Source organism: Microbacterium mangrovi (assembly GCF_000802305.1).
GTDB classification, from domain to species: Bacteria; Actinomycetota; Actinomycetes; order Actinomycetales; family Microbacteriaceae; genus Microbacterium; species Microbacterium mangrovi.
This window is the reverse complement of sequence record NZ_JTDK01000013.1, coordinates 1-21,193: the sequence shown is the minus strand read 5'-3', so window position 1 is coordinate 21,193 and position 21,193 is coordinate 1. Positions and strand designations below refer to the sequence as shown.

The following is a 21,193-nucleotide window of genomic DNA, read 5'->3' as shown; positions in this document are numbered from 1 at the left end:
GGCTGACATCCCCCGTCCCGGAAGGAAAGCCCATGACCACGACGGACCCGCGCACCCGCTTCCGCCGCGCGCGCGGGTCCGTCGCGGCCGGAACCAGGCGCACCCGGGTGGGACGACTCCTCACGACCCGGATCGTGCAGATCCCGGTCATCCTGCTCGTCGTCTCCGTGCTCACGTTCTGGCTGATCCAGGTCGTGCCCGGCGACCCCGGACGAAACGCGCTCGGCCAGTACGCCACCGCGGAGCAGGTCGCCGCGTGGGATGCCGCCAACGGCCTCACCGGGCCGGTGATCGAACGGTACCTGCACTGGCTCGGCGGGTTCGTCACCGGCGACTGGGGGAGCAGCTTCCTCTTCCATGTCCCGGCGCGGGGGTTCATCCTCGCGCGGCTCGCGAACTCGTTCCTGCTGGGTCTGCTCGCCTTCGTGATCATGGTGCCGCTGGCGATCCTCCTCGGTGCGCTGCAGGCCTACCGGGAGGGCAGGCGGAGCGACCGGGCCATCACGATCGGGCTCATGTCGGTCTCCGCGATGCCCGAGTTCGTCATCGGCGTGCTGCTGCTCGTCGTCTTCGCGGTCGCGATCCCGGTCGTGCCCGTGCAGGCATCCGGCGCGGTCGGCGACGGGATCGGGGCCACCCTGTCTGTGATGGTGCTCCCGGCCATCACCCTGGCGATCGCCTCGCTGGCGGTGCTCACCCGCATGGTTCGAACGGGGACCCTGGCGACCATCGACTCCGCGTACCATCGCACCGCCGTGCTGAAGGGGCTCGGCTCCTGGCGCACGCTGCGGCGACACGTCGTCCGGAACGCGCTCGTGCCGACCATCCCGCTCCTGGGCATCTACCTCGGCGGGCTCCTCGGCGGCAGCGCGATCGTGGAGACCCTCTTCAACTATCCGGGCCTCGGGGCCGCGATCGTCAGCGCCGCGGAGCGCAAGGACGTGGTGCTCCTCACCGACGCGATCATCGTGACCGGTGCCGTGTCCCTGCTGGCCCTGCTGCTGGCCGACGTCCTGCTGATCCTGATCGACCCACGCATCCGCTTCGAACGAGGAGCCGACCGATGACCACCTCCGTCGTCGCACCCGCACGCGCGCGCACCGCAGTGCCCGAACCGGACGTCGACGCTGCCCCGGAGCAGCATGCTCCCGCGGCACAGGAGGTGCGGCGCCCCGCCGCGCGACGGGTCGCCCTGCTGCTGCGCCGGCCGACCTTCGTCCTCAGCGCCGTCGTCCTCGCGGTCTGGGTGTTCGGCGCGCTCACGTGGCCGCTGTTCGGGCTCGATCCGTTCGGCCGGGCCGGGGCGAACCTCGCACCCCCGAGCCTCGCGCACCTCTTCGGCACGGACTACCTGGGCCGCGACGTCTTCGCCCGCGTGGTCGCCGGAGCCGGCAGCGCCCTGCTGGTCGGGCCGATCGGGGCGGTCCTGGCCACCGTCCTCGGGAGCGCCGTCGGACTCCTCTGCGGCTACTACCGCGGACCGGTGGATGCCGCGTTCATGCGCCTGTTCGACGTGCTCGTCGTCCTTCCTCCGCTGATCGTCATCGTCGTGCTCGTCGGCGCGTTCGGGGTCGGCACGCCGGCGCTCATCCTCATCGTCGCCCTCGTGTTCGCGCCGGGCATCGCCCGCATCATCCGCGCCGCGACCCTGGCTGAACTGGGCAAGAGCTACGTGATCTCCGCGCGCCTGCAGGGCGAATCGGGGCCGGCGATCATCGTCCGCGAAATCCTTCCGAACGTCTTTCCCACCGTCCTCATCCAGGCCACCCTGAGCCTCGCCGCCGCCATCTTCATGACCGCGTCGCTGAGCTTCCTCGGTCTCGGCTCGCAACCGCCGTCACCGGACTGGGGCCTGTCGATCAGCGACAACCGGATCTACATCCAGTCGGCGTGGTGGACGGTCGTCTTCCCCGCCCTGGCGGTCGCCTCCGTCATCACCGCCACCCATCTCCTCGCCGACAACATCAAGGAGGTCTCCGCATGACCGGCCCCCTCGTCGCCGTCGAAGAGCTCGAAGTCGGATACCGCAGCCGGAACGGCGTGAGACCCGTCGTCCACGGGGTGTCGTTCGCAATCGAGGCCGGGGAGTCCTACGGGCTCGTGGGGGAGTCCGGATCGGGGAAGAGCACCATCGCCCTCGCCCTCACCCGCTACCTTCCCGCCGGCACCTGGATCCATGCGAAGCGCCTGTCGGTCGACGACACCGACATCCTCACCCTCGACCGGGACGGTCTGCGCCGCTACCGGGGCGGGACGCTGGGCGTCGTCTACCAGGAGCCGGGCCTGGCGCTCAACCCGACCATGACGGTGGGCGCGCAGACCGCGGAGGTGTTCCGGCTGCGCGGACAGGGCCGTGCCGCCGCACGCGCCGCCGTCGCGGAGGCGTTCGAGCAGGTCCGGCTGCCGCGTCCGCAGCAGCTCGCCGATCGCTTTCCCCACGAGCTCTCCGGCGGGCAGCAGCAGCGCGTCGTCATCGCGATGGCCCTGGCGGCGCGCCCCCGGCTCCTCATCCTCGACGAGCCGACCACCGGACTCGACAGCAAGATCGAGGCCGACATCATGGCGCTCGTGGACGACCTGCGCGGGCAGCTCGGCTTCGCGACCCTCCTCATCAGCCACAACCTCCCCCTCGTCGCCACCCACTGCGATCGCCTCGGCGTGCTGCGGTCCGGGACTCTGGTCGAAGAAGGTGCCGCGGAGGAAGCCCTCCGCACACCGCAGCACTCCTACACGCGCGACCTGGTCAGCGCGCTGCCCTCTCTCACGACCGAGACGCGGACGGATGCCGGCTTCGAACCGCTCGTCACGGTCGAGCACCTCAGCAAGCAGTATCCGCAGCATCCGGTGCTCGACGACGTCGGCTTCAGCATCGGTCGCGGGGAGGTGCTCGGCCTGGTCGGCGAATCCGGATCCGGCAAGTCCACCCTCGGGCGCTGCCTGGCCGGATTGACCTCCCATGACGGGGCCATCCGCTTCGCGGATCCGGGCGGACGCCCCGGGCATCCCTCCGTGCAGATGGTGTTCCAGAACCCGCACGACTCGCTGAACCCGCGGCGCTCGGTGCGCCGGGTGCTCGCACGGTCCATCGCCCTGCTCGGCGGGGACCAGACGGTCGAGCAGCTGGCCGACAGCGTCGGCCTGGACCGCGCCGTGCTCGATCATCGGCCGGCGCAGCTCTCCGGCGGTCAGAAGCAGCGCGTCGCGATCGCGCGGGCGTTCGCCGGCAACGTCCCCCTCGTCGTGTGCGACGAGCCGACCTCCGCCCTCGACGTCTCCATCCAGGCCCGGATCCTCGACCTGCTGCACGAGATGCAGCAGCGCACCGGCGTGAGCCTGCTGTTCATCTCCCACGACCTCGCCGTGGTGCGCCGCCTCGCGCACCGGATTGCGGTCCTGGAGGGAGGACGACTCGTCGAGACGAAGTCGACGGCCGACATCTTCGACGCACCCGAGCACCCGTACACCCGTGAGCTCGTCGCGGCCGCCCAGAGGCTTCGGCGGCCGGTTCTCGCACCCGAGGCACAGCGCGCCGCGTGAGCGACGCCCGACAGAAAGGACTCCCGCATGACCGGCGATCTGCGCATCGGCATCCACTCCGACCTGCGCGAACACGGCGACCAGGCAGCGGTCTACCGCGAGCAGCTGGATCTCTTCGAACGCGCCGAGCGGTCGGGGTTCGACAGTGCCTGGGTGCGGTCGTACCACTTCCGCCGCAAGGCCGTCGGCTTCAGCTTCCCCGGCGGACTGCCGTCTCCCTTCGTGTTCCTGGCAGCCCTGGCCTCGCGCACGAGCCGCATCCGCATCGGGACCGCGGTCGTGCCGCTGCCGCTCGAGAACCTCGTGCGCGTCGCCGAGGATGCCGCCGTGCTCGACGCGATCAGCGACGGCCGGGTCGAGCTCGGGGTCTCCAACGGCGGGCAGGCCCCCATCGCCTCGGCGCTCGGGGTCGCCCTCGTCACCGACCGTGAGGCCAAGAAGCTCGACTACCTCCGGCGGCTCGACGAGCTCGGCCGGGTGCTCGACGGCGCGGTGATCGGCGCCACCGACCAGGAGCTGAACCCGCCGACCCGCGGCCTTTCCGCACGGATCTGGGAGTCGGCGCTGACCGCGCAGACCGGCGCCGAGGCGGCGCTGCGCGGACACGGCGTGCTCATCGGGACCACCCAGACCGTCCCCGCCGAAGTCACCGCGGCCGCCTACCACGCGGCGCTCCCGCCCGGAGTCCGCCCCCGCGTGGGGATCGTCGTCCACGTGCATCTCGCCCGCGACCGTGAGACCGCGCTGGCGCAGCTGGCACCCGACATCGCCGCGATCTACGAATGGGGAGGCGACTGGCTGCCCCGGGCGGACACCCTCGTGCAGCAGGCCGCCGGCATCAACATCCACTACGGCACCGCCGACCAGATCACGGAGTCCATCGCAGCATCCGCCCCCTTCCCGCTCGCGACCGAGCTGCAGTTCAGCGTCGCGCACGGCACCACCGACCCCGCGCAGCGCGTCGACGCCCTCGACGCGGTCGCCGAACACATCGCGCCCGCCCTCGGCTGGTGCCCGAGCACCCTGGAGAGGATCCGATGAGCACCCGCCTGACTTCCGAATCACTCACCATCGCGCTGTACGCGATCCTCGACGAACCCGGCGACCAGGCGCAGAAGTACCTCGACGCCCTCGACCTCTTCGAGCACGCCGAGCGCATCGGCATCGACGGGGTCTGGGTGCGTCAGTTCCACCTGACCCGCGAACCGAGGCACGCCGGACTGCCCTCGCCGTTCGTCTTCCTCGCGGCGCTCGCCGCCCGCACCACTCGGCTGCGGCTGGGGACCGCGGCGGTCACCCTGCCGCTGGAGAGCCCGTTGCGGGTCGCGGAGGATGCCGCGGTCCTCGATGCGCTGAGCGGAGGCCGGGTCGAGCTCGGCATCGCGAACGGGTCCGGCGCTCCCGGAACGGCCGAACTGCTCGGCCGCCCGCCGCTCGGAGACGTCGAAGACCGCAAGGCGGCCTACGCCGCCGACGTGCGGCGGCTGACCGACGGCCTGCGCGGCGCCGACCTCGACGGGACGGGTGCGACCCTCACCCCGCCGACCGTCGGCCTCGCGGACCGGATCTGGGAGGCGACGCTCAGTGACCGAAGCGGGCGCGAGACCGGGCGGCGGGGCAACGGCGTGCTCCTCGGCACCACGCAGACCGTGCCCGCCGAGGTCACCGCGCGTGCCTATTTCGCGGGCCTCGAGGACCGCGGGCGCACGACCGGCGAGACCGTTCCGCGGGTGGGCCTTGCCACCCTCATCTATCCGGCCGTCAGCCGTGGGGCCGCCCTCCGGGAGGCCCGCGACGGGATCGAGCAGAAGTACGCGTGGGGGAAGGACTTCCTCCCTCGTGCGACGACCCTCGCCGAGAAGGCGGCATCGATCAACCTCCACTACGGCACCAGCGAGCAGATCCTGGAGTCCATCCACGCCCAGCCCGCCTTCCCGTACGCGACGCAGCTCCTCGTGCAGACCGAGCTCTTCTACGGCAGCTGGAACCAGCGCAAGGACGCGATCGAGCAGTTCGCGACCGAGGTCGCACCCGCCCTCGGCTGGCGGTGCGCCCTGGCGACGGGGGTGCGCGCATGAGCACGAACCGGCACCTGGTCTTCGCACTCGGCCTGTTCTATCCGGGCGGTGAGCACGTCAGCAGCTGGCGCCTGCCGGATGCCCAGCCCGAGCGGTTCCTCGACTTCGAGTACTACCGCGACCTCGCCCGCACCGCCGAGCGCGCCGGTTTCGCGGCGATCTTCCTCGCCGACGAACTGTACGTGTGGGACCGCTTCGATTCCGGCGTCGAAGCCACCGTCAACGCCCGGCTCGAGCCGTTCACCCTGCTCGGCGCGCTGTCGCAGGCCACCGAGCGCATCGGGCTGGTGGCGACGGTCTCCACGTCGTACAACGAGCCGTACCATGTTGCCCGCAAGCTGGCATCCCTCGACCATCTCTCGCACGGGCGGGCGGGCTGGAACCTCGTGACCAGCGCATCCGACGAGGAGGCCCGCAACTTCGGTCGCGAGTCGCACTTCGACCACGCGGTCCGCTACCAGCGAGGGGCGGAGTTCGTCCAGGTCGTGCACGCGCTGCTGGGATGCGGATGCCGTCATCGCCGACAAGGCGACGGGGGTCTACACGCCGCGAGACCGCATCCGCAGCATCGATCACCGGGGCGAGTTCTTCCAGGTGCGCGGCCCGCTGAACATCGCCCGCCCGCCCCAGCACCGCCCGGTGCTCTTCCAGGCGGGCGCGTCGGAAGACGGCAAGGCGCTCGCCGCGGCCACGGCGGATGCCGTCTTCACGCTCAACCCGCCGACCCTCGCCGCAGCCCAGGACCTCTACGCGGACTACAAGCGCCGCGTCGCCGCGCACGAACGCGACCCCGCGTCTCTGGCCGTGCTCCCGGCGCTGGCGCCGATCATCGGATCGACCGAGGCGGAAGCCCGGGCGAAGGCCGACCTCATCCTCGAGCTCACGCCGGACCGGGTCGCGCTCGACCTGCTCTCGCACCGCCTGGGCGCGGACCTCAGCGACCGGGACATCGATGCGCCGTTCGAGTTCGACTTCGTCGATGCGACGACGTTCAACCAGTCGCAGTCGGGGTACGCGTCGATCCGCAAACTCGTCGAGAACGAGAAGCTCTCGCTCCGCGAGGTGTACCGGGCGATCGTGTCCCGCGGGTTCACCGTCGGCACGCCCGAGCAGATCGCCGACGGGATCGAAGAGCGATTCACGCAGAACGCCGCGGACGGCTTCATCCTGATGGCGCCCTCCCTGCCGAGCGGACTCGACGACTTCGCCGACCACGTCGTTCCGGAACTCGTGGCCCGCGGCCTCTATCGCACGACCTCCGAGGCGGAGACGCTGCGCGGGAACCTCCTCGGCGCGTGATCTTCCGGGAGGGGATGCCGCCCGGCATCCTCTCCCGGAAGACGCGGCCGGTCAGAGCACGTCGAGGGCGGCGGCGAGATCGGTGACGAGGTCGTCGGCGCTCTCGATGCCGACCGAGAGACGCACCAGGGTCTCGGGAACGGCCAGCTCCGTCCCTCGCACGGAGGCGTGCGTCATCGCGTCGGGGTAGTTGACCAGCGACTCGACCCCGCCCAGCGACTCCGCCAGCTGGAACAGGCGGGTGGATTCCACGAAGCGCCGTGCCGTGGCGGCATCCTCCAGCTCGAGCGACACGATTCCCCCGAATGAGGACATCTGCCGGGACGCCAGCTCGTGCTGCGGATGGGTGGCGAGACCGGGGTAGTGCACGGCGCTGACGCGGTCGTCGGCGGCCAGGAAGGATGCCACGGCCAGCGCGTTCTCGCTGTGTCGCTGCATCCGCACCGCGAGGGTCTTGATGCCGCGCGTGGTGAGCCACGCGTCCAGGGGACCGGACACCGCACCGACCGCGTACTGCAGGAAGGCGGTCTCGTCGAACACGGTGTCGTCGCGGAAGACGAGCGCGCCGCCGACGACGTCCGAGTGGCCGCCGAGGTACTTCGTGACCGAGTGCACGACGACGTCGGCGCCGTGGCGGATGGGCTGCTGCAGTGCCGGCGACGCGAACGTGTTGTCCACGACGACGAGCGAACCCGCGGCGTGGCCGAGCCGGGCCAGCTCGGCGATGTCACTGACCTTGAGGAGGGGATTCGACGGCGTCTCGACCCACAGGATGCGGGCCGGGCGCTCCTCGAGCGCCGCGGCCACCGCGGCCGTGTCGGTCATGTCGACGACGCGCACGGTGACGCCCCACGGCCCGAGGACCCGGGCGATGAGCCGGTACGTGCCGCCGTAGACGTCGTTGCCGAGGAGCACTTCGTCGCCGGGCCGCAGCACTGCGCGCAGCAGCGCGTCCTCCGCAGCCAGCCCCGACGCGAACGACAGTGCGTGCGCCCCGCCTTCGATCGCGGCCAGCTGCTCCTGCAGGGCGGTGCGCGTGGGGTTGCCGCTGCGCCCGTACTCGTACCCGCCGCGCAGACCGCCGATGCCGTCCTGGGCATAGGTGCTCGAGAAATGCACGGGAGGGATCACGGCCCCCGTCGTGGGGTCGAAGTCCTGGCCGGCGTGGACGGCGAGGGAGTCGAACCCGTGCAGCCGATCGATGTTCACAGAGTGCTCCTTTCCGGGGCGCCCGCCTCGGGCGCGAGGTCGAAACCGTTGGCCTGCATCCAGCCGTCGTCGAAGATCTTGCTGAGGTAGGCGCGACCGTGGTCGGGCAGCAGCACGACGACGACGTCGTCGGGACCGAGGTCGCGGGCGGTGCGCAGCGCAGCGACGACCGCCATCCCGCTCGAGCCGCCGACCAGCAGGGCCTCCTCCCGTGCCAGGCGTCGGGTCATCGCGAAGGATTCCGCATCGGTGACGCGCTCGTACCGGTCGACGACCGACGGGTCGAACGTGTCGGGGAAGAAGTCCTCGCCGACGCCCTCCACCTTGTAGCCGTGCACCGGGCCGCCCGAGTAGAGGGATCCGTCCGGGTCCGCGCCCACGACGGTGACCGCGCCTCCGGACGCCTCCTTCAGGTACCGGCCCGCTCCGCTGATCGTGCCGCCCGTGCCGATCCCCGCCACGAAGTGGGTGACCCGGCCGTCGGTGTCGCGCCAGATCTCCGGGCCGGTGGTCTCGAAGTGGCTCCGCGGCCCGTTCGGGTTGGCGAACTGGTTCGGCTTGAACGCCCCCGGGATCTCCTGGACCAGCCGGTCCGACACGCTGTAGTACGACCGCGGATCCTCCGGCGGGACGTTCGTTTCGGTGACCACCACCTCCGCGCCGAGCGCGCGCAGCACCGCGATCTTCTCGCCGAGGAACTTGTCGGGCACGACGAAGATGCACCGGTAACCGCGCTGTCGTGCCACGAGGGCCAGCCCGACGCCGGTGTTGCCGCTCGTGGGTTCGACGATCGTCCCGCCCGGTCGCAGTTGACCCGCGCGTTCCGCGGCGTCGAGGATGCGTGCGGCGATCCGGTCCTTGGACGAGCCGCCGGGGTTGAAGTACTCCACCTTCGCCAGCACGGTCGCGCGGATGCCCGCGACGACGTGGTTCAACCGGACGAGGGGAGTGTTGCCGACGAGGTCGGCGACGCTGGTCGCGTAGTGCACGAGGATGCTCCAGAGATTCTGGTCCCGCCGAGGCGCGGGAGACTGTCAGGGGTCGCGAAAGGGGGGGCGAGGGCCCTCAGTGACGACAGCGACAGGTCTGCATGACCCCGACCCTACGGTCCTTGCCGCGCTCGTGGGCGTTTGTGACGTCACACGAGGAAACAGCGGCGCCGGGGTCGTCGGCCGCTACGCGTCCGTGAAGACGAGGGACACGTTCTGCCCGCCGAACCCGAAGGAGTTGGAGAGCACCGCGTGCTGCGGAGCGTCTCGGCGCCCGGTGACGACGTCGAGGTCGATCGCCGGGTCGATGTTCGCCTCGCTCAGGTTGCGGGTGGGCGGGATGACGCCGTGCTCCACACTCAGGACGGCGATGAGCGCTTCGATCGCCCCGGCCGCGCCGAACAGGTGACCGAGGGCCGCCTTCGGTGCGGTGACCGTCGCGCGGCCGAAGACCGCGTTGATCGCGTTCGCCTCGGGGGCGTCTCCGACCGGCGTGCCGGTCGCGTGGGCGTTGACGTGGCTGATCTCCTCCGGGGCGAGCCGGGCCTGGGCGAGGGCCTTGCGCATCGCCGAGATCTGCCCGGTGCCCTCGGGGACGGGCGCGGTGATGTGATGGGCGTCCGCGGCGATGCCGGCACCGGCGAGGACCGCGCGGATGCGGGCGCCGCGAGCGCGGGCATGTGCGGCGGACTCCAGGATCAGCACCGCGGCGCCCTCGGCCAGGACGAACCCGCTGCGGTCGGCGGCGAACGGGCGCGACGCGGCGGCCGGGTCGCCGTCGTGGCGGGAGAGGGCGCGGGTCTGCAGGAACCCGGCCACGGTGATCGGCGTGAGGGCGGCTTCGGTGCCGCCGGCGATCACCACGTCCGCTTCGCCGGCGCGGATCAGCCGGGCACCGAGCGCGATCGCCTCCGCGCCGGACGAGCAGGCCGACACGGGCGTGTACGAGCCGGCCTGTGCACCGTACTCGATGCTGACGAGGGCGGCGGCGGCGTTGGCCATCAGCATGGGCACTGCGCGCGGTGAGACGCGGCGAAGACCCTGCGTCTCCAGCACGTCGTCCTCGTGGAGAAGGGTGTGGACTCCGCCGATCCCGGTGCCGATGGCGGATGCGAGCCGTTCCGGGTCGACCTGCGGGCTCCCCGCGTCGGCCCAGGCCTCGGCCGCGGCGACCAGAGCGGCCTGCTGCGAGCGGTCCGCGCGCCTGGCGACGACCGGCGCCAGCAGAGTGGCCGGGTCGACCGCCATCCGGCCCGCGATCACGTCCGGCATCCCCGTGTCGCCCTGCCCGTCGAGCGCCCCGCGGGTCAGCCCGGAATCCCCGGCCAGCAGCGCCCCCCAGGAGGAGGCGACGTCCTGCCCGAGCGGCGTGATCGCTCCGTACCCGGTGACGACGACGTCTTCTGATCGCATGACACGCACCTTTCTTGTATGGCGTACAAACTAGCACGGGATTTGTATGCCATACAATCGAGGCGTGGTGCGAGATCGAGCAGAGCCCCGGACCGTTGCCGAGCCGGTGCGCGGTCAGGCGACCCGGCATCGGATCATCGAGGCCGCCGCACGGTTGTGCGCGGAGCGACGCGGTTCCGAGCCGACCGTGTCGGAGATCGCCGAGGCGGCGGGCGTCTTCCCGAACCAGGTGACCTACTACTTCGGCTCGAAGGACTCCCTGCTCGTGCACGCCGCGTTCCTCGGGTTGCTGCACGACACGCGCCGGATCGAGCGCCTCGGGCGGGCCGCCGGCGACGCGGCGACGTTTCGGAGCAACATCGCCCGCGGGGTCCTGGCGATCCCGTCGCTTCCGACCGTCGCGAAGGCGCTGGCCGCGGCGGTCAGCAAACCGGACCTGGCGCCCGTGGTCGAGAAGCACCTGCAGCTGCTGTTCCGGCAGTCCGAGCGGTATCTCAGCCGCCTCGCGGCCGACCGCGGATGGACGCTGGGCCGCCCGCTGGATGCCGAAGTCAAGACGTTCTGGAGCACGGCACTCGGCGCCGTGCTGCTCGTCCGCGCCGGAGCGCAGGGCACGAGCTCGGACCTCGACCTCGCGGGGACGCTGACCGTCGCCGACCGGGATTCGGTCGCCGACTGAGGTCCGAAGCCCGCGCGGTGACGCGCTTATGCTGGGTGGGAAGGGGAGTGCGGATGGCGTCGGGGAGCGAGAGCGGCACGGGCCGCGTGACTCTGACGGACGTCGCCCGCCTGGCCGGGGTTTCGCGCTCGGCCGCGTCCTTCGCGCTCAACGGCAGGACGGATCTGCGGATCTCCGAAGAGACCGTGGCCCGGGTTCGGGATGCCGCCGAGGAGCTCGGGTACAGTCCGAACACCACGGCCAAGACCCTCCGCACCGGCAGGTCCGGAACCGTCGCGCTGGTCTCGGACTTCATCGGGACGACCTCGTTCGCGAACTCGATGGTCCGCGGTGCGCTGCAGGCGCTGCGGGATGCCGACGCCCTGCTGTACACCGTCGAGACGGAGGGGGATCGGGCCGCCGAGGCGCGGGTCCTCCAGAATCTCCTCAACCGGGACGTCGACGGCTTCATCTACGCCTCGATGTTCACGCGACGCGTGGAGGTCCCGGCGGTGATCGAGCGGGCGCCGGTCGTGCTGCTGAACTGCGTGTCGCCGGACGACTCGGTGCCGGCGGTGGTCCCCGACGAGCGGGCCGCCGGCGAAGCCGCGGCCGCGGCGCTGCTGAATGCGGGGCACCGTGACAGGATCTGGTTCGTGGGCACCTTCCAGGCCGGGGTCACCGGCGGCGCCGCCTGGCACGGGTGGAGTCCGCTCGCCCTGACCGAACGACTGGCCGGCATCCGCACCGCACTCCACGCAGCCGGCGTCGAGCTCGCCGGAACCCTGCCGATCGAGCGCGACTGGGACATCGCCAACGGTCGCGCGAGCGTGGCTCGCCTTCTGGCCTCGAGCACCCCGTCCGCGCTGATCTGCGTCAACGACGCCGTCGCGGTGGGTGCCTATCAGGCGCTGCAGGATGCCGGACTCCACGTCCCGGGCGACGTGTCGGTCGTCGGGTTCGACGGCAGTCCGCTCACGGAGGCCGTGGTGCCGACCCTGACCTCGCTCGCACTCCCGCATGAAGAGCTCGGCAGGGTCGCCGCGCGGATGCTGCTCGAAGACCCCTCGGCGCCGCGCACCGAACGGATCCCGATGCCCCTGGTTGCGGGGGCGTCCATCGCCGCCCCGGCCGGCATCCGCTGACCGGTCTCGCACCCATCGAGACCCGCGGGTTGACAGTTGCTATACCCGTATAGCACCATGATTTCACACGGATCACGCTCGAGAGCGAGACCAGCAACCCGGCTACGAAGGAGTACTCGCATGGTCACATCACGGTCGGACGGACGCGCCCCCAATGCCTGGTGGGTGGGATTCGTCTGCGGCATGGCCACGTTCGTCGACACCGGGGTGACGACCGGCATCCCGATCGCGCTGGTTCTCTTCCAGGCGCTCGCCCCGGGCAAGCCCGGGCTGACTCCGAACGAGGTCGGCCTGCTCACCGGCATCCTCACCGCCGGCGTCGCGATCGGGTCCCTGCTCGGCGGGCGCCTCGGCGACCGGTGGGGCCGGCGGACCGTGTTCATCGTGACCATGGTGATCATCGCGGTGGGCGCCGCCATCCCACTCCTCGGGCTGGCGCTCCCGACGCTGCTGATCGGCATCGCCCTGATCGGCATCGGCGTGGGCGCGGACCTCCCCGTCGCCCTCGCGACGATCTCGGAGGCGGCCCAGGACCGCAACCGCGGCAAGATCCTGGTCTTCTCCAACCTGCTCGGCGGGTTCGGCATCGTTCTCGCCGTCCTCCTGGCGATCAACGTCGGGGCGGCGGGGCCGACCGGCGGGCTCATCATCTTCGGCACCTTCGCCGCGATCGCGTTCGGCGTGCTGCTGCTGCGGCTCACGATTCCGGAGTCGGCCACGTGGCTGCGCGCTCGGGACGAGCGGCGTGCCGGCATCCACACCGTGCGCGCCGAGCGCGGGCGTCTTCGCGACTTCGCCCGACCTGCCTACCGTCGCCCGTTCCTGACGCTGATCGGGTACTACACCCTGGCCGCGATGGCCACGAGCGTCGCGGGCAGCTTCGGCACCTTCGTCGCGGTGAACGTGTCGCACGCCTCGATCGGGGAGTACAACTCCTGGACGATCCTCGCGATGCCCGCGGCGATCGTCGGCGCCCTGTGGTTCATGGCCGTCGTGGACACGAAGCTGCGCATGGCGTACTACGTGGTCGGATCGATCGGCGTCGTCGCGGCGAACCTCCTCCCGGTCGTCCTCGGCTTCAGCCTCCCGTCGATCATCATCGCCACCGTGGCGACCGTGTTCTTCGGCGCGTTCTGCTTCGAGACGATCATGAAGGTGTGGACGCAGGAGTCGTTCCCGACGATGCTCCGCGCCACTGCGCAGGGCACCATCTACGCGGTGTCGCGGTTCGCGACGGCGGCGCTGAACATCGTGACGCCCGCGCTCGTGCTGTTCAACCCGAGCCTGCTGTACATCGGCGTGTCCGTGGTCGCCGGGGTCGGGTTCCTCGTCGGCTGGCTCGGTTTCCGCCGGAACACCCGCAACGAGTTCGACCTCGAGGCAGGCCTCGTCACGTCGGCGATCAAGTCCGGCACGCCGACCGATGTCGCGGCCTGACCGCCGGGCGGCGGGTCGAGGGAAGGATCACTCATGATGACGGTCGTGCCGTTCCAGACCCGGGCGGGCGGGATCCTGCTGCGCGGGGCGCAGTACCTCCCGCCGGGGCCCGGGCCGTTCCCCACTGCCGTGCTGTTCCACGGGTTCGGTGCCTCGCACGTGGAGTTCTCGTCGCTGTTCGTCGCCCTGGCGAGGCGTCTCGCGGCGGCCGGCGTCGGATCCGTCGCGTACGACCGGGCAGGTCACGGCGAGAGCGACGGCGAGTTCTTCGACACGACGGTGTCGGGGGACATCCGTCATGCCCACGAAGCGCTGGAGGCGATCGCAGGCCTCGAGACCGTCGACGCGGACGACCTGCACCTCGTCGGGCAGAGCCTCGGGTCGGTCGTGGCGTCGGTGGTGGCGGCCGGGTCAGCGCGGCCGTTCCGCTCGCTGACCATGTGGTCCACCGCGGCGCTGTTCTCCGACGAGATCCGGGGCGGGATGCTGCAGGGCAGGCCCCTGGACACTCTCTACACCGACGGGTACTTCGACTTCCTCGGCATGCGCCTGGGCCCCGCGATGCGGGAGGATGCCGAGACCTTCGACGTCTACGGCCGCGCCTCCGGTTTCGCCGGCCCGGTGCGCCTGCTCCACGGAACGGCGGACTTCGTCCCCCTCGCCTACGCCGAGCGCTACCTCGAGGTGTACGGCGATCGCGCGGAACTCCTCGTCGTGGACGGGGCCGACCACGGCTGGGCGCAGGTGCCGCAGCGCGACGTCCTGCTCTCGCGCACCGTCGAGTTCATCGAAGCCGCCTCACCCCGGAACGGAAATCCATGACCAGCGACCACGGCTCGACCGTCTCCCTGCCCAGCGGCAGCATCCGCCTGGAAGGCCATCTCGATGTGATGCCCGTCCCCGGCGGAGTCCGTCCGATCCGGATACCGGTGCGTCAGTGGCCGCACTTCCCGCCGGTGGCGGGGATCCTTCGCGCAGTCGCGTCGAACGCCAGCGGGGTGCGCCTGCGCGTTCAGACCGAGGCGACGCGCGTGACGCTCACGGTCCGGTGCACCCGCCTTCAGATCGGCGAGGCGCTGCGGCCCACGGGGGAATTCGTGGCCCGAGTCGACGGGGCGACGGTGGCCTCAGTGCCCGCTCCGGTCGACCAGACGCTCCTCATCTCGTTCCCCGGGGAGGAGGCCTCCGTCGTCTCGCACAGCGACTCGTCCGTCATCGAGTTCGCACCGCTTCCGGCGGGACCCAAGACGGTCACCGTGTTCCTCCCGCAGAGCATGACGGTCGACCTTCTCGACATCGCCGGAGACGCGCCCGTCGTCGCGGCATCCGGCACCACACGACCGGTCTGGCTCCACCACGGCAGCTCGATCAGCCACTGCGCCGAGGCGGACGCCCCCACCGACGTCTGGCCCGTCGTCACGGCCGACCTCGCCGACCTCGACGTCATCAACCTGGGCTTCGGTGGTCAGTGCATGCTCGATCCCTTCGTCGCCGACGCGATCGCCGCCACCCCCGCCGACGTCATCTCGATCAAGGTCGGCGTCAACATCGTCGGCGCCCGGTCGATGGACCAGCGGACCTTCGCCCCCGCGCTCCACGGGTTCATCGACCGCATCCGAGCGGGCCACCCGGACACCCCGATCGTGCTGTGCTCGTCGATCCTCTGGCCGGGAAGCGACGACACCCCGGGGCCGAGCGACGTGGACTTCCTCGCCGACGGCGGCATCCGCTGCTTCACCGCGGGGGACCCTGCCGACATCCCGAAGGGAGCCCTGACGCTCGCCGAGTCCCGCCGGCACGTCGCCCATGTCGTCGAGGTTCGCCGGAAGGCGGGCGAGAGCATCTCGTACGTCGACGGGCTCGACCTCTACGGCCCGGCGGATGTCGCCCGTCATCCGCTTCCGGACTCGCTCCACCCCGACACCGCGCTCTACCGGGAGATGGGTCGCCGGTTCGCTGCACGCGTGTTCAGCGAGCACGGCTCCGTCCCGCGATCCACGCTGTCCCGGGGAGGGGCCTAGTCTGTTCGGCATGCGAACGAGCACCTGCATCCTGCCCGTCTGGCGCTGGGGCGAAGCCGCCGGGGTCTGGCGATCCGCCGACGAGCTCGGCTTCCACGCGGCGTACACGTACGACCATCTCTCGTGGCGGACGTTCCGCGACAAGACCTGGTTCGGGGCGGTGCCGACCCTGGCCGCGGCCGCGGCGGTCACCTCGCGCGTGCGCCTGGGCACCCTGATCACCTCGCCGAACTATCGCGAACCGGTGCTGTTCGCGAAGGATGTCATGACGCTCGACGACCTCTCCGACGGCCGGATCACGGTGGGGCTCGGGGCGGGCACGACCGGATTCGATGCGACGGTGCTCGGCCACGAGCCGTGGACCGCCCGCGAGCGGGCCGATCGGCTGCGGGACTTCACGGCGCTGCTTGATCGCCTGCTCACCGAGCCCGCGGTCACCCACGACGAAGGCGCCTATCGTGCTCACGAGGCCCGCAACGTCCCGGGGCCGGTGCAGCGGCCGCGCGTGCCGTTCGCGATCGCCGCGACCGGGCCCCGCGGATACCGGCTCACCGCGCAGTACGGGGATGCCTGGGTGACGACCGGCGGCGGGGACACCCCGGCCGAATCGCGCGCGATGGTCCGCGAGCAGGTCGCGCGTCTCGAGCAGGCATGCACGGATGCCGGTCGCGACCCGGCGAGCGTCGAGCGCATCCTGCTCACCGGATTCACCCCCGATCACCCGCTGGAGAGCGTCGACGCGTTCCTGGAGACCGCGCGGGCGTATCAGGATGCCGGCATCACCGAGATCGTCCTGCACTGGCCGATCCCCGGCACGGAATTCGACGCCGATCAGGAGGTCTTCGAGCGGATCGCCCGCGAGGCGGCCCCGCAGCTGGCGTGAGGGCGGCTCCGGGCGTCGCGACGGGAGGAGATCGGGCCGGCGGAGGAGGCATCCGGCATTCGCTTCCTCTCCCCGCGTCATCTCCTCCGCTCGCAACGGGCGTTGACCCGTCTCGGTCGCGCTGCGCGCGTCCTCGCGGGGCGACCGGGGTGGGTGTTCCGGTCGTTGAGCGAGTCCGGCCGGAGGCCGCACGAGTCGAAACGTGGCGGTGTGGGGGTCAGGCCGGCGCGGTCGTGCTCATACGAGCGTTCAGCTGCGCCCAGACCTGGCGGAGCGCGGACCGCAGGTCGTCCTGGTCGACGCCGGCCATGGCCTGCAGCACGATGCCGTCGAGGGCGGCGAAGGTCGAACGCGCGAGCGCGTCGGCGTCGCCCTCGACGCCGTGGGCTCGCAGGCTTTCGACGACGACATCGTGGTAGCGCCGGTACAGCCGCTGGACCGGCTCGCGGAACGTGTCGTTGCGGCGGGCCTCGAGGATCATCTCGTACTGGAAGGCCTGCAGCTCCGGCCGCGTCGAGATCGCACCCAGCAGTGACTCGGTGAACGCCGACTCGCTGGTCAGCTCCGGGAGCTCGGTCGCGGCGATCGACTGTTCGACGGCCCATTCGAGCGCCGCGAACAGCAGCGACTCGCGGGTTCCGAAATGGTGTGCGATCAGGGAGTTGTTGACGCCCGCGCGGTCCGCGATCGCGCGGAACGTGAGCCCGCGAAGACCCTTGTCGGCGACCACCTCGACCGTCGCCGCGATCAGGAGATCGCGCCCTTCTCCGTAAGCGACCGTGCGTGCCACCCGAACAGGATATCGGGGCGGGGACGGGTGGTGCCGAAGATATGAGCAATTGCTTAATTCCCCCTTGCGCAAAGAACTAAGCAGGTGCTTAAATCTATCCAGCGCGCAGCAGCGCGGGGATGTCGAGGAGGACAACAGACATGGCAGCAGACACTTTCACCGTCACCGGAGCCCTGGACCAGACGGCGGTCGAGCCCTTCGAGGTCGGGACCGTGCAGTGGGTGCGGCGCCCGGGCGAGGGGGAGCGCGACGATCTCTCCGCGGGCTTCTGGTTCATCAGCCCGGAGCAGACACCCGGTCCGATGCTCGTCGTGGGCCACGCAGACGAGACCGTGCACATCGTCGAGGGGCGCGTCCGGATCGAGCCCGAGGGGCAGGATGCCGTGGAGCTGACGTCCGGGTCGGTGGCGTCGTTCAACAAGGGCGTCCCGGTCACGTGGACCGTGCTCGAGCCCACGGTCGAGTTCTTCGTCTACTCCTGAGCCCGGATCGAGATCGCTGTGGACACCGAGTACGACGTCATCGTCGTCGGGGCCGGCTTCGCCGGGCTGACCGCTGCGCGCGAACTGGCCCACGCCGGGCGCCGCGTCGCGATTCTCGAGGGCCGCGACCGCATCGGGGGGCGCACCTGGCTCGCCCCCCGGATGGGCCTGAACCTGGAACTCGGCGGCACCTGGGTGCACTGGACCCAGCCGTACGTGTGGGCCGAACTGCACCGCTACGGCATCGGCCTCGCCCCGAGCCCGACCCCCGAGCGCGCCTCGTGGTGGAACGGCCGGGAACTCGTGCACGGCGAACCCGACGAGCTGATCGCACTCCTGGACGCACCGAACGAGCTGCTGACCACCCGGTCGCGTGAGGTGTTCCCGCAGCCGTTCGCGCCCCTGGCATCCACCGCGGCCGCCGACCTCGACGAGGAGACTCTGGCGGCCCACATCGCCGCGCTGCCGATCACCGACGAGCAGCGCACCGCGCTGGAGTCCTTCTGGACCCTCAACTTCAACGGGCGCATCGAGGATGCCGCGTTCACCCAGGCGCTGCGCTGGGTCGCGCTCACCAACGGCGACTGGAAGGTCAACTTCGAGGCCTGCGCGACCTACAAGATCCAGGGCGGAACCAAGGCGCTGGCCGATGCCATCGCCGCCGACGCAGACGTCGACGTGTTCTTCGGCACGGACGTGCGCGACATCCGCTCGGAGTCCGGCGGCGCGCTCGTGACCGACGCCACCGGGCGGGAGATCCGCGCGACCGACGTCATCGTGACGGTGCCGCTGCACGCCCTGCACCGCATCGCCTTCTCACCCGCCCCGCCCGCCGCCCGCACCGACGCCGTCGCCCGGGGCCAGCTCGGGCTCGGCACCAAGGCCTGGTTCACGATCGAGGGCGTGCAGCCGCACTTCGTCGCCCTGGGCGCCGCGGACTGGCCGCTGAACTTCCTGCAGTCCGAGTACCACCACGACGGCAAGACGTACGTGATCGGCTTCGGCGCAGACGCGCACGCGATCGACGTGACCGACCGGGATGCCGTGCAGGATGCCGTCTCCCGTCTGGTCCCCGGGGCGAGGGTCGTCGAGACCACCGGTCATGCCTGGGTCGACGACGAGTTCGCGGGGGAGACCTGGCCGATGCATCGCACCGGCTTCCTCACCGAGTCCCTCGCCGCACTGCAGCAGCCGGCCGGGCGCGTCCACTTCGCCGGCTCCGACATCGCCGACGGATGGGGCGGCTTCATCGACGGCGCCATCGAGAGCGGGATGACCGCCGCCCGGCGAATCCTCGCCGCCTCCCCCCAGCCGGTCGCCGCCCGGGTCTGACCCGCGGCACCCGCATCCCACCCCGCAGCACCCACCCGAAACAGATCAAGGATGATCATGATCACAGACGAACGGGCACCCCAGCCCACCAGCAGGTCCCACAAGTCCGGACCACCGACGACCAACCTCAAAACGGGCGCGATCGGGGTGCTCGGCATCCTCTTCTTCGTGCTCTCCGCGCAGGCACCGCTGACCGGGATCGCCGGTGCTCTGCCGCTGACCGTGTTCCTCGGCAACGGAGCCGGCGCCCCCGGCGCGTACCTCGTGATCGGCATCATCATCGTGCTGTTCGCGGTCGGGTTCATCGCGATGAGCCGCCGCGTGCAGACCAAGGGCGCGTTCTACGCCTACGTGACCGCCGGGCTCGGCCGGCGCATGGGAACCGGATCGGCGTGGCTCGCACTGCTCTCGTACGCCACCGTGCAGGCGGCGATGTACGGCCTGTACGGCGCGAGCATCTCCGCCCTGTTCGCCGGCCTCGGCGTGACGATCCCGTGGTGGATCCCGGTGCTGCTGACCATCGTGCTCATCCAGGTTCTCGGCTCGTTGAACATCGAACTGGGCGCGAAGGTGCTGGCGGTGCTCGTCGGATGCGAATGCGCCATCCTGCTCGCCTTCGCCGTGGTCATCCTCGTCACCGGCGGCGGCAGCCACGGCGGCAGCCTGGACTTCGCGGCGAGCTTCTCGCCGTCGGCCATCATGGCCGGTGCCCCCGGTGTCGCGCTCATGTTCGCCGTCGCGTCGATGTTCGGCTTCGAGTCGACCGCCATCTACTCCGGCGAGGCCAAGGATCCCAAGCGCACCGTGGCCCGCGCCACCTACCTGTCCGTGGCCGTCATCGCGACGTTCTTCTCGTTCGTCTCGTGGATGTTCGTCTCGTACTACGGCGCGGACCACGTGGTGGATGCCGCGAAGAAGGCCGTCGTCTCGGGCGACTCCACCAGCTTCGTCTTCGATGCGCTGAGCGGCACCCTCGGTCCCTGGGCCGGCACCGTCGCCAACATCCTGCTGATCTCGTCGCTGTTCGCCGGCATCCTCGCCTTCCACAACGGCATCAACCGGTACCTGCACGCACTCGCCTCGCAGCGCTCGCTGCCGGTGCGCCTGTCGGCCACCAACCGCCACCAGGCGCCGCACGCCGCCGCGTGGGCCCAGACCATCATGGCGATCGTGCTCGTCGCGCCGTTCGCGATCCTCGGCCTCGACCCGGTGCTCACGCTGTTCTCCTGGTTCAGCGGACTCGCCGTCGCCGCGCTCGTGACCCTCTACGTGCTCTGCTCCCTCGCCGTCGTGGTCTACGCGGTGCGAAACCGGGCATCGGGGATCTGGCAGTTGAGGATCGCGCCCGTGCTCGCCGGGCTGCTGCTCCTCGGCGTGCTCTGGCTCGTGGTCACGAACTTCACCGCGCTCATCGGCGGAGAACTGGTCACCGCCGTGCTGCTCCTGGCCGTCGTCCCGATCGCGTTCCTCGTCGGATTCGTCACCGAACGCCACCCCCGCGAACTACTGCACGAGTGAGTCCTTCGGCGCCCTGAGCCTGTCGACATCCTCGTTCGTTGAGCGAGCGAAGCGAGACGAAACGCCCCTGCCGGGAGAGTCGGATTCTCTCGGCTGGCGGGGCGTTTCGTCTCGTCGCTCCGCTCCTCGCTCAACGACCGGGGTCTCGTCGCTCCGCTCCTCGCGGGGCGACCGGGGTCTGTGCCTATTTGACCTGCGCGCTGATGATGCTCATGACGTGGGTGTCGGCGAGGGTGGTGGTGTCGCCGATGTCGCGGCCTTCGGCGACGTCGCGGAGGAGGCGTCGCATGATTTTGCCGGAGCGGGTTTTGGGGAGTTCGCCGACGATGTAGATGTCGCGGGGTCGGGCGATGGGGCCGATTTGTTCACCGACCCAGGCGCGGAGGGTGTGGGCGAGGCCGT

At 70.9% G+C, this 21,193-nt stretch carries 20 protein-coding genes and 1 pseudogene; 16 read left to right on the top strand and 5 right to left on the bottom strand.

The window, feature by feature from the left end; genetic code table 11:
- Positions 1-32: 32 nt before the first annotated feature.
- From LK09_RS14125 to LK09_RS22010, 7 genes and pseudogenes are all read left to right on the top strand, one after another.
- Positions 33-1,067 carry an ABC transporter permease gene (locus LK09_RS14125; protein WP_052226795.1) on the top strand — a complete coding sequence of 345 codons (1,035 nt, stop codon included), beginning with the start codon at positions 33-35 and terminating at the stop codon, positions 1,065-1,067.
- Positions 1,064-1,984: an ABC transporter permease gene (locus tag LK09_RS14120; protein WP_052226794.1), complete on the top strand. Its 921-nt coding sequence runs from the start codon at positions 1,064-1,066 to the stop codon at positions 1,982-1,984. The genes LK09_RS14125 and LK09_RS14120 overlap by 4 nt, the downstream gene beginning before the upstream one ends.
- Positions 1,981-3,537 (top strand): ATP-binding cassette domain-containing protein, encoded by a 1,557-nt coding sequence (locus tag LK09_RS14115; RefSeq protein WP_052226793.1) that lies wholly within the window; start codon positions 1,981-1,983, stop codon positions 3,535-3,537. The genes LK09_RS14120 and LK09_RS14115 overlap by 4 nt, the downstream gene beginning before the upstream one ends.
- A 27-nt stretch (positions 3,538-3,564) precedes the next feature.
- Entirely contained in the window at positions 3,565-4,578 is a 1,014-nt protein-coding gene (locus LK09_RS14110; RefSeq protein ID WP_039400738.1) for an LLM class flavin-dependent oxidoreductase, read from the top strand.
- Positions 4,575-5,615 (top strand): LLM class flavin-dependent oxidoreductase, encoded by a 1,041-nt coding sequence (locus LK09_RS14105; RefSeq protein ID WP_052226792.1) that lies wholly within the window; start codon positions 4,575-4,577, stop codon positions 5,613-5,615. The genes LK09_RS14110 and LK09_RS14105 overlap by 4 nt, the downstream gene beginning before the upstream one ends.
- A pseudogene (locus LK09_RS22225) lies at positions 5,612-6,097 on the top strand (LLM class flavin-dependent oxidoreductase); the annotation flags it as partial. The gene LK09_RS14105 and the pseudogene LK09_RS22225, both read left to right, overlap by 4 nt.
- A 112-nt stretch (positions 6,098-6,209) precedes the next feature.
- Positions 6,210-6,914 (top strand): LLM class flavin-dependent oxidoreductase, encoded by a 705-nt coding sequence (locus tag LK09_RS22010; protein ID WP_231563052.1) that lies wholly within the window; start codon positions 6,210-6,212, stop codon positions 6,912-6,914.
- Between the two features lie 51 nt (positions 6,915-6,965).
- Here LK09_RS22010 and LK09_RS14095 read toward each other — a convergent pair whose 3' ends face one another.
- The 3 genes from LK09_RS14095 to LK09_RS14085 all read right to left on the bottom strand — a co-directional run bounded on the left by LK09_RS14095 (position 6,966) and on the right by LK09_RS14085 (position 10,525).
- The gene (locus tag LK09_RS14095) at positions 6,966-8,117 is read right to left on the bottom strand and encodes a cystathionine gamma-synthase (protein WP_039400776.1); all 1,152 of its coding nucleotides are present in this window, start codon (positions 8,115-8,117) and stop codon (positions 6,966-6,968) included.
- Between the two features lie 2 nt (positions 8,118-8,119).
- Entirely contained in the window at positions 8,120-9,112 is a 993-nt protein-coding gene (locus LK09_RS14090) for a pyridoxal-phosphate dependent enzyme (protein WP_039400735.1), read from the bottom strand.
- Positions 9,113-9,298: 186 nt separating this feature from the next.
- A complete protein-coding gene (locus LK09_RS14085; protein ID WP_039400733.1) occupies positions 9,299-10,525 on the bottom strand; it encodes a beta-ketoacyl-[acyl-carrier-protein] synthase family protein in 1,227 nt (408 codons plus the stop codon).
- Positions 10,526-10,589: 64 nt separating this feature from the next.
- On the opposite strand from LK09_RS14085, the gene LK09_RS14080 reads away from it, so the two are divergent.
- From LK09_RS14080 to LK09_RS14055, 6 genes are all read left to right on the top strand, one after another.
- A complete protein-coding gene (locus LK09_RS14080; RefSeq protein WP_052226791.1) occupies positions 10,590-11,204 on the top strand; it encodes a TetR/AcrR family transcriptional regulator C-terminal domain-containing protein in 615 nt (204 codons plus the stop codon).
- Between the two features lie 53 nt (positions 11,205-11,257).
- Positions 11,258-12,328 (top strand): LacI family DNA-binding transcriptional regulator, encoded by a 1,071-nt coding sequence (locus LK09_RS14075; RefSeq protein ID WP_039400730.1) that lies wholly within the window; start codon positions 11,258-11,260, stop codon positions 12,326-12,328.
- Between the two features lie 120 nt (positions 12,329-12,448).
- Positions 12,449-13,765, top strand: coding sequence for an MFS transporter (locus LK09_RS14070; RefSeq protein ID WP_052226790.1), 1,317 nt, complete (start codon positions 12,449-12,451; stop codon positions 13,763-13,765).
- Positions 13,766-13,798: 33 nt separating this feature from the next.
- The gene (locus LK09_RS14065) at positions 13,799-14,587 is read left to right on the top strand and encodes an alpha/beta hydrolase family protein (RefSeq protein WP_231563051.1); all 789 of its coding nucleotides are present in this window, start codon (positions 13,799-13,801) and stop codon (positions 14,585-14,587) included.
- Positions 14,584-15,786 carry a GDSL-type esterase/lipase family protein gene (locus tag LK09_RS14060; RefSeq protein ID WP_039400727.1) on the top strand — a complete coding sequence of 401 codons (1,203 nt, stop codon included), beginning with the start codon at positions 14,584-14,586 and terminating at the stop codon, positions 15,784-15,786. The genes LK09_RS14065 and LK09_RS14060 overlap by 4 nt, the downstream gene beginning before the upstream one ends.
- Before the next feature lie 10 nt (positions 15,787-15,796).
- Positions 15,797-16,669: an LLM class flavin-dependent oxidoreductase gene (locus LK09_RS14055; protein ID WP_039400724.1), complete on the top strand. Its 873-nt coding sequence runs from the start codon at positions 15,797-15,799 to the stop codon at positions 16,667-16,669.
- Positions 16,670-16,886: 217 nt separating this feature from the next.
- Here the strand turns inward: LK09_RS14055 and LK09_RS14050 are convergent, their stop codons facing one another.
- Entirely contained in the window at positions 16,887-17,459 is a 573-nt protein-coding gene (locus LK09_RS14050) for a TetR/AcrR family transcriptional regulator (protein ID WP_039400722.1), read from the bottom strand.
- A gap of 140 nt (positions 17,460-17,599) precedes the next feature.
- Between LK09_RS14050 and LK09_RS14045 the strand changes: the two genes are divergently transcribed.
- Genes LK09_RS14045 through LK09_RS14035 form a run of 3 tightly spaced genes read left to right on the top strand, consistent with a single transcriptional unit; the run spans position 17,600 to position 20,791 of the window.
- Positions 17,600-17,941: a cupin domain-containing protein gene (locus tag LK09_RS14045; RefSeq protein WP_039400718.1), complete on the top strand. Its 342-nt coding sequence runs from the start codon at positions 17,600-17,602 to the stop codon at positions 17,939-17,941.
- 18 nt (positions 17,942-17,959) lie between these two features.
- Positions 17,960-19,273 carry a flavin monoamine oxidase family protein gene (locus tag LK09_RS14040; RefSeq protein ID WP_052226789.1) on the top strand — a complete coding sequence of 438 codons (1,314 nt, stop codon included), beginning with the start codon at positions 17,960-17,962 and terminating at the stop codon, positions 19,271-19,273.
- 57 nt (positions 19,274-19,330) lie between these two features.
- Positions 19,331-20,791, top strand: a complete 1,461-nt coding sequence (locus LK09_RS14035) for an APC family permease (protein WP_052226799.1) — start codon at positions 19,331-19,333, stop codon at positions 20,789-20,791.
- 184 nt (positions 20,792-20,975) lie between these two features.
- On the opposite strand, the gene LK09_RS14030 is transcribed toward LK09_RS14035, so the two are convergent.
- The coding region (locus LK09_RS14030; RefSeq protein WP_039400714.1) for an AMP-binding enzyme at positions 20,976-21,193 on the bottom strand (218 nt) is incomplete at its 5' end.

Coding starts and splice junctions, on each gene's coding strand:
- LK09_RS14125 (WP_052226795.1), top strand. CDS start 33: ATGACCACGACGGACCCGCGCACCCGCTTCCGCCGCGCGCGCGGGTCC.
- LK09_RS14120 (WP_052226794.1), top strand. CDS start 1,064: ATGACCACCTCCGTCGTCGCACCCGCACGCGCGCGCACCGCAGTGCCC.
- LK09_RS14115 (WP_052226793.1), top strand. CDS start 1,981: ATGACCGGCCCCCTCGTCGCCGTCGAAGAGCTCGAAGTCGGATACCGC.
- LK09_RS14110 (WP_039400738.1), top strand. CDS start 3,565: ATGACCGGCGATCTGCGCATCGGCATCCACTCCGACCTGCGCGAACAC.
- LK09_RS14105 (WP_052226792.1), top strand. CDS start 4,575: ATGAGCACCCGCCTGACTTCCGAATCACTCACCATCGCGCTGTACGCG.
- LK09_RS14085 (WP_039400733.1), bottom strand. CDS start 10,525: ATGCGATCAGAAGACGTCGTCGTCACCGGGTACGGAGCGATCACGCCG.
- LK09_RS14075 (WP_039400730.1), top strand. CDS start 11,258: ATGGCGTCGGGGAGCGAGAGCGGCACGGGCCGCGTGACTCTGACGGAC.
- LK09_RS14070 (WP_052226790.1), top strand. CDS start 12,449: ATGGTCACATCACGGTCGGACGGACGCGCCCCCAATGCCTGGTGGGTG.
- LK09_RS14065 (WP_231563051.1), top strand. CDS start 13,799: ATGATGACGGTCGTGCCGTTCCAGACCCGGGCGGGCGGGATCCTGCTG.
- LK09_RS14060 (WP_039400727.1), top strand. CDS start 14,584: ATGACCAGCGACCACGGCTCGACCGTCTCCCTGCCCAGCGGCAGCATC.
- LK09_RS14055 (WP_039400724.1), top strand. CDS start 15,797: ATGCGAACGAGCACCTGCATCCTGCCCGTCTGGCGCTGGGGCGAAGCC.
- LK09_RS14045 (WP_039400718.1), top strand. CDS start 17,600: ATGGCAGCAGACACTTTCACCGTCACCGGAGCCCTGGACCAGACGGCG.
- LK09_RS14035 (WP_052226799.1), top strand. CDS start 19,331: ATGATCACAGACGAACGGGCACCCCAGCCCACCAGCAGGTCCCACAAG.